Raw genomic sequence first — 12,764 nt, 5'->3', positions numbered from 1 at the left:
TAAGTTGCGAATTCTGACACCAGCCGCCGGATTCAGCAATCCGTCAGGCGGAGGGCAGAATCCGCAACCGTAGCGCCGCTGTATTACAAACGTGTGTGCGCGAAGCCCGGCATCAGGCCGGTCGGCACGCCCAGGTTCGGCACCGTCACGCGCTTCCAGTTGGGGCGGCTCTTGCGGGCGCCTTCAGCACGTTGTGCGGGGGCGCCGACCTCGGTGGCATCGTGCAGGCCGGCGAGCCACGCGCCGTAGTCGAACCAGCCATCGCGCACGAGCTGCTCGCCCACGCAACGGGCGAAGTGGTCGGCCTTGGGCAGGAAGCAGAGCTCGAAGCCTTCGGTCTCACGGCGGCCGTGCATCCAGCGGTGCGGCACCTGGTGGTTGGCCAACGCCTCTGACAGGCGCGTGCCATACCGCTGCTGCCCCTGGCGGCGGGCGCCGATCACGTAGAAGTCATCGAGCAGCCGGCGCAGCCCCAAGGCGGAGCGCGCGTGGCGCACTTCGGCATCGACCAGCAGCTCACGATTCTGTGTGCGGGCCTGCAATGCCAGCGCGGCGAAATGGTGCGCACCCCACTCGTTCATATAGAACAGCTCACCGCCCGCAAAATCGTAGGCGCGGAACACGTTGGCCTGATCTGCGTAGCGGAACACGTGGCGCCGGTTGGCGGCAAAGTCGGCATCGGTGCTGTGCGGAATGCGGCGGCAATGCTGATGCGCAAACACCAGCATGCTCGGAAACGAGTGCACTGAGCACGGCGATTGCGCGAGGCCCGTCACCGCGCGGATGTCGATCTTGCGATGTTCGCGGCGCACGCCCACGAGCTGGCTCAGGTGGTGGTGCAGCGCATCGACCCAATCAGCGTGCGGCAAATGCTTGGGAAACAACTGGTGCGCCGGCTCGGCCACCCCAGCTTCAAACAGAAATGGCACGCTCTTGTGCCAGATATCGAGTTTCCAGTGCGAGAGCGCGTCGCGCTCGGTGCGATGGTCCGTCACGGATTGCGTGACGTTGAAGGCCCGCGACTGGTGTACCCAGTGCGACGCCGCATGCAGCCAATTGGAAACGTTCATGTCACCCCCCGGAAGACTGAATCGTTTGTTTGCGGATTGCCGACCTCGCTCTGAATGTGTGGCGATTGTTCAGCAATGTAAAAACCAACGACTCAACCGTACCCCACTTTAGAGGGGTGCGCCATGAACATTATTGAACTTCGTGTTAAGAAAAATACACATGACTCGTAGGGGTTTGCCAGGCAGCGCGGCATGCTGCGTGCTGCAAAACAGGCATCCGAGACCGGGAGACCGCGATGCCCACCCAACGAGACCGTTCCGAAACCGATACGACGCAACGCCCACCGCCGGCTCACCCCGAGGGCCAGCCGGAACCGCGCCAGCGCAAGCCGGCCGGCCCGCTCGTGCCGCGCGACACGCAGCCAAACAAGCCGGAGCAAAAAGAGCCGCCTGTGGAAAACGTGTGAACGCGTCGCTCAGACCAGGCACATGTCGGACACTTCCTCGTCCGACAGGCCCCAGGTGCTGGCATCTTCCACGGTGACGATGGAATCGTCCGACTTGCCCAGGCTGATGCGCTCGGGGCGCACACGCGTCTTGGTGTTGCCGGAGTAGAAAATGACGACATCCGGCTTGAGGGCCGATGCCTCGTTCTGGTGGACCACCACGCCCAACCGATTGGTGCGCAGCTTGACCAGCGTGCCCACCGGATAGATGCCCACGCTGCGCGTGAAGGCCTGGAACACCGTGCGATCGAACTGCGTGTCAGTGCGTGCCATCATGTATTTCAGCGCCTGCGCCGGCGACCACGCATGGTGATACGGGCTGCTCGACGTGAGCGTGTCATACACATCGCAGATGGCGCCCATCTTGGCCCACAGGCTGATGCCGTCGGCCTTCTGCGCATCGGGGTAGCCGCTGCCGTCAATACGCTCGTGATGGTGCAGGCAGATCTCGCGCGCAATGTCGCTGAACTGCCCCGTACCCTGCAGCAGGTGATGGCCACCGACGGCGTGGGTCTGCAGCAGTGCCAGTTCGTCCTTGGTCAGCGCCGTGCTCTTGTCGAGCAGCGTGCGCGGCATCGCCGATTTACCGATGTCATGCACCAGCCCGCCCAGCCCGCATTCGCGGATCTCGTCTTCAGGCAGGCCCAGCGTACGCGCCAGCGCCACCATCAGCGCGCAGACGGCAAACGAATGCAGGTAGGTGTAGTCGTCCTTGTTCTTCAGGCGCGCCAGGGCAATCAGGGCGTACGAGTTGCGTGCCAGCGAGTTGGACACGTCGTCCACCAGCAGCAGCGCCTTGTCGGTTTCCAGCGCCTTGCCCATGCGGGCTTCCGCAAACATGTGGCCAAGCGTCGCCTTGCCGGCCTGCATGAGCTGCTGGGCGTGCTTCCACTCTTCCTTGAGGGAGGTGGGCGTGATGGGCGGCCGGGCAGCCAACGTCTCGCGCGTGAGCGGCTCGGGCTCGGGTGCGGCCACAGGGGCGGGCGCCGGCATCAGCGCCTTGGGCAGGACGTCCTCGCCGCGCTCCGGGTCGATCCAGATTTCGGAAATGCCGGCCTTCAGGATGTCGTCGATCTGACCCTGGTGCGACAACTGGAACTGCGAACGCCAGAATGGATGCTTCAGCCAGGACCCGCCCAGCTTCATCACAAACATACCGACACGCAATTGGTTCGCATCGATTCGCTTCATACCCGCCTGCCTCGGCTCAATGTCCGGTTTTGATTTGTGGATAGGGATGCGGCGCACCAGCTGACACCGGTGGCTCGCTCTCTTCTCTACGTGGGTGCTCTAGGCCACAAGAGAGTCGGCCGCCCTTGGCTTATCGGCGCACTTGCGCAAAACTTGAGAAAAATGCGGTTCGGGCGAAGTGCAGTCTGCCCCGCACGGGGAACGTCGGCAATGGTAGCGGTCGAATTAAACAAGTGACGCGTCAAGACCCCCGCCCGTCGGGCTGGCAGTCGGTCACGGGCGACATACACTAGGCACCAAGGATGCGTATCTGCCATGACTCACGATCCCTCAGCCCAACGCAAGCAGGCCGGCCCCGATGATTTCGCGCTCAACCGCGAAGCCATCCGCTGGCTCGCGTCCTTGCCGGATGGCGTCCGCCCCATCGAACTGGGCCGCGACTACCCCCGCATCATCAACACCATCGCCGCCAAGTGGGTCGATTTCATCGGCTGCCGGCGGTACCTCAACAGCCTGCAGATCGATGATCGCGGTGGCCGCCAGGGCTTCCGGTTCGAGATCGTGCAAGAGATCTGCACGCTGCGCGAGTATTTCGACTCGCTGTATCCGCCCGACAAGGACCTCTGGCAAAAGGCCATTGATGCCAAGCGGCCCTAGGCCAGCGTAACCCAGCCACGGCCCGGGCAGTCCCGACCCCCGGGCCGTTTCCTTTTCAGGCGATGGCGCGAAGGCCACCCCCATGTGCGCCACCGCTATGCTGTCGACTCATCCCCCCGGAGACTCCCCGCATGATGTCACCCCGCAGAAACATGATCCGCACACTGGCTGCCGACCTGGCGGCCGGTCGCGTCACCAGCGTCGCCCTGACCGAAGCCGCCCTGGACCGCGCGAAGAGCCACCGTGCCGCCGAAGGCGCGGCCTATGTCAGCATCGACGCGCAAGCCGCGCTCGCCATGGCCCGTGCCGCAGATGCCGCGCGCGCAGCGGGCAATGTGCCGTCATTGCTGGCGGGGCTGCCGGTGTCGATCAAGGATCTGTTCGACGTGGCTGGCCAAGTCACGGCGGCCGGCTCGCGTGCACTGGCCGATCAACCGCGCGCCACCGCTGACGCCGTCGCCGTGGCCAGGTTGCGGGCCGCCGGCGCGGTGCTGCTCGGCCGCACCAACATGAGCGAGTTCGCGTTTTCGGGCTTGGGCCTCAACCCGCATTACGGCACGCCACGCACGCCGGCCGACGGCACGCGTGCAGCCGGCGGCTCCAGCTCCGGTGCCGCAGTCACCGTGGCGGGCGGCATGGCGGTCGCCGGGCTGGGCACCGACACGGGCGGATCGATCCGCATCCCCTCCGCGTTCTGCGGCCTGACCGGCTTCAAGCCCACCGCACGCCGCGTGCCGATGACGGGCGGGGTACCGCTGTCCACCTCGCTCGACTCCGGCGGCCCGCTGGCCAACTCGGTCGATTGCTGCGCCATCGTCGATGCCATCCTCAGCGGTGAATTTGGCAACTCCGCCCTCGACACCGACGCCGTACCGCTGGCCGGTTTGCGCTTAGGCGTCACGCAGGACTACGTTGGGACGGACCTCGACGACACCGTCGCCACCGCATTCAACCGCGCCGTGGAACGCCTCCAACGCGCCGGTGCGCACATCGTGCGTTTCGACTTCCCCGAACTGCTGCAACTGCCCGACATCAACAGCGGTGGCGGGCTGGCAGCCGCCGAAGCATGGGCTTGGCACCGTCCGCTGCTGGCACGTGCTGAAGCGCAGTACGACCGGCGCGTTGCCACGCGCATCCGCCGTGGCGAGCAGATGGGTGCCGCTGCGTACATTGACGTGCTCGATGCCCGCGCACGGATGATCGGCGCCGCGCGCAAGCGGCTGGGCAACCTCGATGCCTGGCTGATGCCGACGGTGGCCGTCGTGCCGCCGGAAGTCGCACCGCTTGAAGCCGACGACGCGCAATTCTTCCGCACCAACGCGCTCGTGCTGCGTAACCCCAGCGTGATCAACTTTCTGGATGGATGCGCGTTGACGTTGCCTGTTCACGCGCGGGATGAATTGCCGGTGGGGTTGTCGTTGTGTGGGTTGGCTGGGGATGATGCGCGGATCTTGCGGGTTGGGCGGGCGGTGGAGTTGGCGTTGGGCTGATTGACTGTCGGTTTGATGTTGGTGGTGCATCCCCTGTTTCATCCCCTGCCGGGGCTGACTCACTTTCTTTGGTCTTGCCCAAAGAAAGTAAGCAAAGAAATGCGCGCCCGAGATGGCGACACATCCCTTGAATTTCCGTAACCGGGCGGAGACGGGAAAAACTCGCTTCGCTCAAACAGTTTCCCGTCTTTTTTCCGCCCGCTTACAAAAATTCAAGGCGCCATCAAGGGCAGGAACGTCAAAGGCCAAACCGACGGGACACCCGTGCGAGCGTCGAAAGGAAAGGGGTAGAGCGTGCTCTTGGATGAAAGACAAAGTGGCGCGCTGGCAATCGATGGTTTGCTTTTCCCTGCCCTATGCGGCGCCTTGAATTTCTGTTGCAAGGAGGAAAAAGAGGGGAGGCTTGTCTGAGCGCAGCGAGTTTGCCTCCCCTCCCTCCTTGCGACAGAAATTCAAGGAGGTTGTCGCCGCATCGGGCGCGCCTTTCTTTGCTTACTTTCTTTGGCAAGACAAAGAAAGTGAGTCGCCCCCGGCAGGGGGTGAAACGGAGATGGACCAACAAGGCCCGCCCCGGCAGGGGGATGAAACAAGGGATGGACCACCAACGCTGGGGCGGCTACCTAAACAGCCACCTTGTACCCCATCCGAAACCCACCCCAATGCCGTCCCCTCACATAAATCGGCGCCGACACATCCTTCATCATCGCAAACGTGCCGTTCCCCATATCGCGGCGATACGTCTGCAGCAAGAACGCTTCGGTATTGCGCGCGGCGCCCAGCCCCGTGCGATCGGTAAACAACCGCCGGTTACGGCTATTGGCCGCGTTCCAAACCGGATCACTGCCCTGCGGCTGCGAGAACTTCAGGTTATGCGTCGGCAGATAGCCATTGGTGTCCACCGCCGCGCAAAACACCACGCGCGGGTCGAGCTTGAGCAACGGCTCCTGCACCGCAGGCAGCACCTTGTCGGTAAACGCTGTGAACCGCGCCATGTGCTGCTGCGGGTCCGTGTTGGGCACCGGTTGATAGGCGCGATCAAACAAGTCGCTCTCACTAATGTCGCCACGGGAAATCGCTGTCTCGAACAGCGCACTGATCTTGCGCGCCGCAGCCTGCACGGCTTCGATGAACGGCGTATCCGCGCTTTGCACGCCGGTCGAGGCCGTCAGCCGGATCAGCGTTTCAGAAGATCCGAGCAAACCCGCAAGCTGCTTCTGCGCGCTGTCGATGTTGTGGCTCGATTGCTTCACGCCTTCGGCCATCGCCTCCACCTCGTGGGCCAGGGATGCGCACTCAGTCTCGATGGCTGCAGTGGATTCGGCAATGTTGGTGGCCTCCGCGTCGAAGCGCGCAATGGCCTCGCCCGCCACGCCGATCACCGCGCCGATCGCCTGCGTGCCCGTATCGACCCGCTGGGCGCGCGCGACGTTGGCGCTGCTGTCGCCGATCAGCTTGTCCGTCTGGCCCGACAGATCGGCCAGCGTAGACTCGATGCGGTGCGTGGCTTCGGCGGTCTGGCCGGCGAGCTGCTTGACCGCGCCCGCCACGACGGCAAAGCTGCGGCCTGATTCGCCCGCGCGGGCAGCCTCGATGGCGGCGTTGATGGCCAGCAGATTGGTCTGCTTGGCGATCTGCGAAATCTGCTCGGCGGCTTGCGCCACGTGCACCAGCGCCCCGCGCAGATCAGCGATCTGTCGCTCCATGCTCGCTACGCCAACGGCCAGTTCGCGAATGTCGTGCAGCGAGGCTTCCACCGTGGCCCGTGAGCCGCTCACCTCTTCGCTGGCGTGCGAAGCCACCTCGCGCGCGTGGCGTGCGGCCACGGCAATGTCGTGGTTGCCGCGCATGGTGATGTCGGCGGCGCTGCGCAGCTGATCAAACACATCGGCCTGGCGACGCAGGCGCACGGCCACGTCTTCAACGTTGCCCGACACTTCGCAGATGCCCATGCCGACCCGGCCGGCTTCTTCGGCAATGCGCGCGACGAGTTCAGGAGAGGCATTCGGGCCGCGGCCCCAGGCAAATGGCTTCACTGCGTTGGTCTCCAATGCTGTTGTGTGCGCCGACGCTAATCGCGGCGGAGCGACCCTCTACGGGGTTATCGGCGCGACGGAATGCGCGCTTGAGCGACGGTAGCTGCGCTGACTTACGCAAGCATTACGTCAATACATTACGTCGACACGGACGCCAGGGCCGAAGCTCCACGGCGCAGCCGGGCTTCGTAAGCGGAGGCTGTCATGGGGGCGCCAAACAGGAAGCCCTGCAGCTTGTCGCAGCCGGCGGCCTGCAGAAACTCGGCCTGTTCCAGCGTCTCGACACCCTCGGCGGTGACCGTCATATCCAGCGACGCGGCCATCGCCACCACCGCGCGCGAGATCACCACCGAATCCCGATGGCGCGGAATGCCCGACACGAACGAGCGATCCACCTTCAGGTTGTCGATCGGAAAACGCTGCAGATACGACAGCGACGAATACCCCGTACCGAAATCGTCGATCGAGATGCGGATGCCCAGCGCGGTGAGCGCATCGAGCACCGGCATCACGGCGGCGGTGTCGCGCATCAGCAGCCCTTCGGTGATCTCCATTTCCAGCGCGCGGGCGGGCAGCCCGGCGTCGGCTAGACAGCGGCTGATGGTGGGCACCAGGTTTTCGCCAAACTGGCGCGGCGACAGGTTCACGGCAACGAAGAACTCCGGCATGCACGTGGCGCGCCAGTGCGCAGCCTGGCGGCACGCCTGCGCCAGCACCCATTCGCCGATGTCGCTGATGAGGCCGGAATCCTCGGCCACGGGGATGAACTCGGCGGGCGACACCTCGCCCAGTTCGGTGCTATGCCAGCGCAGCAGCACCTCGGCACCCACCATGTCCATCGATGTGGCATCGACAATGGGCTGGAAGCGCAGCGAAAGCTCTTCGGCCGCCAGTGCGCGGCGCAGGTGGTATTCGAGCTGGAAGCGCCGTTGCGCACGCTGCGACAGCCGTGCGGTGTAGACGCGGTGCTGATTGCGCCCGTTCTGCTTGGCGTTGTACATGGCGGCGTCGGCACAGCGCAGCAGCGTGGCGGCATCGCTGCCGTGCTCGGGGTATGCCGCAATGCCAATCGATGCGCCCAGGTAGTACTCGGTGCCGCCCGTGGAAAACGGCTGGGCAATCGACTGGATGATACGCTGTGCCAACCGTTCGGCCTCGCCCAGCGAACACACGTTGTCGAGCAGCACGACAAATTCGTCGCCGCCCAGTCGTGCAAGCGTGTCGCTCTGGCGCACGCAGGCCGACAGGCGCTGCGCGACGATGCGCAACAGGTGGTCGCCCGCTTCATGGCCGGCGGTGTCGTTGACCTTCTTGAAGCCGTCCAGGTCGAGGAACAACACCGCCAGTTGATGACCGTCGGCGGTGGCCTGCTCCATCTCCGCCTGCATGCGTTGCGAGAAATACGCGCGGTTGTAGAGACCGGTAAGCGCATCACGCTGCGCGAGGAAGGTCAGCTGCTGCTGGGCCGCGCGCGCAGGGCCAATGTCGTTGAACGAAATCAGCACCGCGCTGGGTACGTCGTCGCCGGGCCGAATGATGGGCAACACGTTCTCGTGCACCCACACCACGTCGCCGTCCACCAGTTCCAGCCCGATAGTCAGACCGAGCAGCGGGCGGCCTGTCCTCAGCACCACATGCGTGGGCCGTTCACTGTAGGGGATCTCCGTGCCGTCTTCGCGCAGCGACCGTCGCATCAGCGCCAGATGGCTGGTGCCCACCGGCGATGCATTGCCGGCGCGCAAGATGCGGCGCGCGCTCGGGTTGCACGCCAGGATGGTGCCGTCGGCGGCCTGCACGACGATGCCTTCGGTCAGGTTGTCGACGGCCAAGCGGTAGCGCTCTTCGCTCTCCTGCAGTTCGCGCGCGATGTGCGCCTTCTGGATCGCCACACCCACGATGTCGGTAATGCCATGAAGCAGGTCAATGGCATCCGGCGTGGGCGCACGGGGCGTGTGGTAGTAGACGCCCATCGCGCCGATCATCTGCGCGTTGTCGCCGCGAATGGGCGTGGACCAGCACGCGCGCAAGCCCAGCGGCGCGACGAGATCGCGGTAGCCGTCCCACAGCGGATCGGTCTCGATGTCTTCGACGATCACGCACTTGTTCAGGAACATGGCGGTGCCGCATGAGCCGACGGCCGAGCCGATCGCGATTCCGATCAGCGCCTGCGAGAGCAGATACGGCAACGACGGTGCCACCGCCTGCGTGATGTGCTCGCCATCGCCGGAGAGCAACACCGAGCAGATTGCCCCATCGCCGAGCAGCGCCTCCACCAGCCGGCACACCTCGGCAAGCAGATCGGGCAGCCGCACGTTGCGCGAGCTGAGTTCGAGTACGGTCTTTTCGCAGCGCAGCAATTCTTTCGCGCGTGCGGTTTCGGCGGCCAGCGCCCGGTAGTTGGCTTCGGATTCGCGCAGCGCCTGTTCGGCCAGCTTGCGCTGGCTGATGTCGCGTGCGACCACCTGAATGGCGGTGCGCCAGCCGAGCTGGACGGGGGCAGACAGCACCTCCACATCCACCGGCGTGCCATCGCAGCGCAGCAGCGTTTGTTCGGTGGGCGGCAGCCCCGCTCCGTGCGCGATCATCCACTCGCGGCGTTGGCGGGCAAGTGGCACCGAACTGTCGTGCACGAAGTCATCCAGCTCGCGGCCGACGATGTCGCGGGCGCTTTGTGCGCCAAATAGCCGAACGCCTGCCTCGTTGATGAAAACGATGATGTCGTCCGCCACGATGTACAGCGCATCCGGCATTTGCCGGACGAGCGCCTCGTAGCGGTCGTCAGCGAGCGGAAGCGGCTTGATGGTGCCCTCGACCACATCGGTGTCGGAACCATCGGACCGCTCGGCGGAGGTGGCGTCCATAGTTGGCTTGTTTTTATGGATATCGACCACCGTATCCGGAAAGTTAAGGTATTTGGAGGGGCCTCCCTACTTCAGAGTGGGGGAAATGACTGATACCGCATCAGACGGCACGCCGCTTGCGGCACAATGCCGGCACCCCACCCGTGCGCTAGAACACGGAAACCGTAGGTCGGTCTCGGATACTTGCCACATGCAATCGTTTTCGTCTTCGGTCGGCCACATTGCCGGCCTTGTCTCGCGACGTACCCTGCTGGCCGACAGTCTGGCGGAAGCGGCCGTGCAGTTTCGCGAGGGCCAGATTGGCCGGATTGCCGCGGGTGATGCCGGCCCCACGCGCGGCATGCTCGACTGCGGCGACCTGCTGGTGCTGCCTGGCATTGTCGATTTGCACGGCGATGCGTTTGAGCGCGCCGTCATGCCCCGTCCCGGCGTGGCCTTTCCGTACGAAACCGCGCTGGCCGATGTGGATGCCCAACTGCTCGCCAGCGGCATCACCACCGAATTCCACGGTGTGACGTACTCATGGGAAGGCGGCTTGCGCGGCCACGCCTATGCCGTGCGTATGCTCGACACGCTGGATGCCATGCGCCCACACTTGGGCGCCGAGCACCTGATGCACCTGCGCTTCGAACTGCACCACGCCGACGGGCTGGCCGATGCCCTGGCCTGGATGCACGCCGGCCGCGTGCACTTCCTCTCGTTCAACGACCATCTGCCGATGATGCGCAACAAGCTCGGCGATGCGCGCAAGCTGGCGCAATACGCCGACCGCGCCGAGTGCGATGTCGACACCTTCCTCGCCCGCCTGCATGCCGCTGCCGTCCACACCGACAAGCTGGACGCGGTGACCAGCACGCTCGCGCAGGCGGCACGGCAACGCGGCATCCGCATGGCCTCGCACGACGAGCCGGACGTGGCCACACGCAGCGCCTTCCACGCCCACGGTTGCACGGTGACGGAATTCCCGCTGACGGAGGCCGTCGCCCGTGCTGCGCGTGCACACGGCGCGCACACCGTGTTTGGCGCACCTAACGTGGTCCGCGGCGGCAGCCACAACGGCGCGCCCGATGCGGCGGCCATGGTGGCGTCAGGGCTGGGCACGGTGCTGGCCTCCGACTACTACTACCCCGCGCTGCTGGCCGCGCCGTTCAAACTGGCCGAACGCGGCATCGCCCCATTGGCGCAAGCGTGGGCGCTGGTGGCCGCCAATCCTGCAGAGGCCGCCGGCTTGGCCGACCGTGGACGCCTCGCGAGCGGCCTGCGCGCCGATGCCATTGTGGTGGATGATCGCCGCCCCGGCCTGCCGCGCGTGGTGGCCGCCGTCGTGGGTGGCCGGCTACGTCACGCAACAGCGCATCTGCCGCTCATCAGCTAAGTGCAGGATGGACGCCGCCCTGCAACCCGTGCAGCCCGCTGAGCAAACGCTGCCCACGGCTTGGCGGTACGCGCTCTACCTGCTGCCGCCGGAGCCGTGGTACAGGTTGGGCACCCGCTGGCTGGGCCGCTGCGCGCTGCACAATAAAGCCATCCCCCCCGACCAGCGGCAAGACTTGGCCGACGATGCCCAAATCGACCTGGCCACGCTCAACCGCTGGACCGAGGCACCTCGCCACTACGGCCTGCACGCCACATTCAAGCCGCCGTTCCGCCTGGCCGACACGCATAGCGTCGATGCACTCGATGCTGCACTGCGCCGGTTTGCAGCGCAGCACACGCCCTTCACCATCGAACCCGCCTTGCAAACGCTGCGCGGTTTCCTGGCCTGGCGTCTGCGCCACGGTGACCCTGCCCGCGACGCCCTGCACGCCTTCGCCGATGCCTGCGTGCGCGAGTTCGACGGCTTCCGCGCCCCCGCGCCGGCCACCGAGCTGGCACGCCGCCGCAAGGCCGGCCTCTCGCACATGCAAGAGCGCCACCTGCAGCGCTGGGGCTATCCGTACGTGTTCGATACGTTCACGTTTCACATCACGCTCACAGGGCAGTTGAGCCATGACGAGCAGCTCGCCTGCTACCGCGCGCTCGAAGCCGCCAGCGTGGCGCTGTCGCCCACGCTGTCGATCGACCACGTCGCGCTGTTCACGCAAGCGGCGCCCAATGCGCCCTTTACCGTGGCGCGCATCTACCGCTTTGATGGCGGCATCGAATGATGTCGTGATGGAGCGATGTGTCGCCGGGGCGCTCAGCGCTTCAGGTCGACCACGTCGATGACTTCCGTCTGGCCGTGCTGCTCGACCTCCTGGCGCATCACCACGGCAGCTTCGGGGCAGAACCAGTCGGTAATGTGGGCCACGGTCGGCGCGGGTTCGAGCGATTCATTGCCCAGCCGCAGCACACCCAGCGTTGCGGTGCGCGTATAGCGGATCGGCCGGCATTGCAGGACGCCCACCACCGTGTTCATCGGCTGCGGGGGGCCTACCTCGCGCTCAGACACCTCCACCTTGGCATGCTCAGCGCGCATGCGGCCCACCGAAATCCCCAGCCGGGGCGATACCACGTCAAAGTCGAAGCTCGATTCGTACGTGTCGCCGGGCAGCATCTCGGCCTCGGGCGCCAGGCCCGCGCCATAGAGGAACATGCCCGAGATGGCGGTGCTGACCGTGCCGACCAGATCGGCATGCTCGCTTTGCGCAAAAACACGGCCGTTGATACTGACGATGCGTGTGACCACGCCCGCTTCATCCACCAGCAGTTGGTGCTCCTGCACCGTCTCGATCGGCCGGCCCCCGAGCGCCACGAGGCCCGACTTGGCGTAGATGTGCAGGCCGATTTCGCAGCCGTCCTGGATGTCGCGGTTGACGTCGTGCAGCGTGAACTCGACGATCATCGGCGTCTTGCCATTGCCGTCCAGCCGCACGCGGCTGCCGTCGTGCACCCACGGTGCCGTGCACAGCCCCGCCGCATACGCTGGCGTTGCCAGCGCCAGAACAGCGATGGCGGCAGCAATGGCGCCCCACAAAGAAAAACGCCGATGCATCGGGCGATGCATCAGCGTCTTCATGAACCAGAATGCCACGGG

The 12,764-nt window shown here is 65.4% G+C and carries 10 protein-coding genes; 5 read left to right on the top strand and 5 right to left on the bottom strand.

Annotated features, from left to right (window positions below):
- Positions 1-83 precede the first annotated feature (83 nt).
- Positions 84-1,070, bottom strand: coding sequence for a DUF6685 family protein (locus ACN9M1_RS02740; protein WP_426397186.1), 987 nt, complete (start codon positions 1,068-1,070; stop codon positions 84-86).
- A gap of 236 nt (positions 1,071-1,306) precedes the next feature.
- Between ACN9M1_RS02740 and ACN9M1_RS02735 the strand changes: the two genes are divergently transcribed.
- Entirely contained in the window at positions 1,307-1,477 is a 171-nt protein-coding gene (locus ACN9M1_RS02735; protein WP_426397184.1) for a hypothetical protein, read from the top strand.
- Between the two features lie 9 nt (positions 1,478-1,486).
- Here ACN9M1_RS02735 and ACN9M1_RS02730 read toward each other — a convergent pair whose 3' ends face one another.
- Positions 1,487-2,707 (bottom strand): HD-GYP domain-containing protein, encoded by a 1,221-nt coding sequence (locus ACN9M1_RS02730; RefSeq protein ID WP_426397182.1) that lies wholly within the window; start codon positions 2,705-2,707, stop codon positions 1,487-1,489.
- 315 nt (positions 2,708-3,022) lie between these two features.
- On the opposite strand from ACN9M1_RS02730, the gene ACN9M1_RS02725 reads away from it, so the two are divergent.
- Together ACN9M1_RS02725 and ACN9M1_RS02720 are read left to right on the top strand one after the other, a co-directional pair.
- On the top strand, positions 3,023-3,364 hold the full coding sequence (locus ACN9M1_RS02725) for a hypothetical protein (protein ID WP_426397180.1): 342 nt from the start codon (positions 3,023-3,025) through the stop codon (positions 3,362-3,364).
- Between the two features lie 131 nt (positions 3,365-3,495).
- A complete protein-coding gene (locus tag ACN9M1_RS02720) occupies positions 3,496-4,854 on the top strand; it encodes an amidase (protein ID WP_426397178.1) in 1,359 nt (452 codons plus the stop codon).
- Between the two features lie 620 nt (positions 4,855-5,474).
- Here the strand turns inward: ACN9M1_RS02720 and ACN9M1_RS02715 are convergent.
- On the bottom strand, positions 5,475-6,887 hold the full coding sequence (locus tag ACN9M1_RS02715) for a methyl-accepting chemotaxis protein (protein ID WP_426397176.1): 1,413 nt from the start codon (positions 6,885-6,887) through the stop codon (positions 5,475-5,477).
- A 137-nt stretch (positions 6,888-7,024) separates the two neighbouring features.
- Positions 7,025-9,748, bottom strand: a complete 2,724-nt coding sequence (locus ACN9M1_RS02710; RefSeq protein WP_426397174.1) for a bifunctional diguanylate cyclase/phosphodiesterase — start codon at positions 9,746-9,748, stop codon at positions 7,025-7,027.
- A gap of 190 nt (positions 9,749-9,938) precedes the next feature.
- Between ACN9M1_RS02710 and ACN9M1_RS02705 the strand changes: the two genes are divergently transcribed.
- Both ACN9M1_RS02705 and ACN9M1_RS02700 read left to right on the top strand, forming a co-directional pair.
- Positions 9,939-11,123, top strand: a complete 1,185-nt coding sequence (locus tag ACN9M1_RS02705) for an alpha-D-ribose 1-methylphosphonate 5-triphosphate diphosphatase (protein WP_426397172.1) — start codon at positions 9,939-9,941, stop codon at positions 11,121-11,123.
- 7 nt (positions 11,124-11,130) lie between these two features.
- On the top strand, positions 11,131-11,895 hold the full coding sequence (locus ACN9M1_RS02700; RefSeq protein ID WP_426397170.1) for a DUF1045 domain-containing protein: 765 nt from the start codon (positions 11,131-11,133) through the stop codon (positions 11,893-11,895).
- A gap of 32 nt (positions 11,896-11,927) precedes the next feature.
- On the opposite strand, the gene ACN9M1_RS02695 is transcribed toward ACN9M1_RS02700, so the two are convergent.
- A complete protein-coding gene (locus tag ACN9M1_RS02695; protein WP_426398781.1) occupies positions 11,928-12,746 on the bottom strand; it encodes a hypothetical protein in 819 nt (272 codons plus the stop codon).
- Positions 12,747-12,764: the final 18 nt, after the last annotated feature.

This window comes from Ralstonia sp. R-29, assembly GCF_049913345.1.
Classification (GTDB): Bacteria; Pseudomonadota; Gammaproteobacteria; order Burkholderiales; family Burkholderiaceae; genus Ralstonia.
The sequence above is the reverse complement of the archived record's forward strand: the minus strand, read 5'-3'. Positions and strand labels throughout refer to the sequence as shown.

Coding starts and splice junctions, on each gene's coding strand:
- ACN9M1_RS02740 (WP_426397186.1), bottom strand. CDS start 1,070: ATGAACGTTTCCAATTGGCTGCATGCGGCGTCGCACTGGGTACACCAG.
- ACN9M1_RS02735 (WP_426397184.1), top strand. CDS start 1,307: ATGCCCACCCAACGAGACCGTTCCGAAACCGATACGACGCAACGCCCA.
- ACN9M1_RS02730 (WP_426397182.1), bottom strand. CDS start 2,707: ATGAAGCGAATCGATGCGAACCAATTGCGTGTCGGTATGTTTGTGATG.
- ACN9M1_RS02725 (WP_426397180.1), top strand. CDS start 3,023: ATGACTCACGATCCCTCAGCCCAACGCAAGCAGGCCGGCCCCGATGAT.
- ACN9M1_RS02720 (WP_426397178.1), top strand. CDS start 3,496: ATGATGTCACCCCGCAGAAACATGATCCGCACACTGGCTGCCGACCTG.
- ACN9M1_RS02710 (WP_426397174.1), bottom strand. CDS start 9,748: ATGGACGCCACCTCCGCCGAGCGGTCCGATGGTTCCGACACCGATGTG.
- ACN9M1_RS02705 (WP_426397172.1), top strand. CDS start 9,939: ATGCAATCGTTTTCGTCTTCGGTCGGCCACATTGCCGGCCTTGTCTCG.
- ACN9M1_RS02700 (WP_426397170.1), top strand. CDS start 11,131: ATGGACGCCGCCCTGCAACCCGTGCAGCCCGCTGAGCAAACGCTGCCC.
- ACN9M1_RS02695 (WP_426398781.1), bottom strand. CDS start 12,746: ATGAAGACGCTGATGCATCGCCCGATGCATCGGCGTTTTTCTTTGTGG.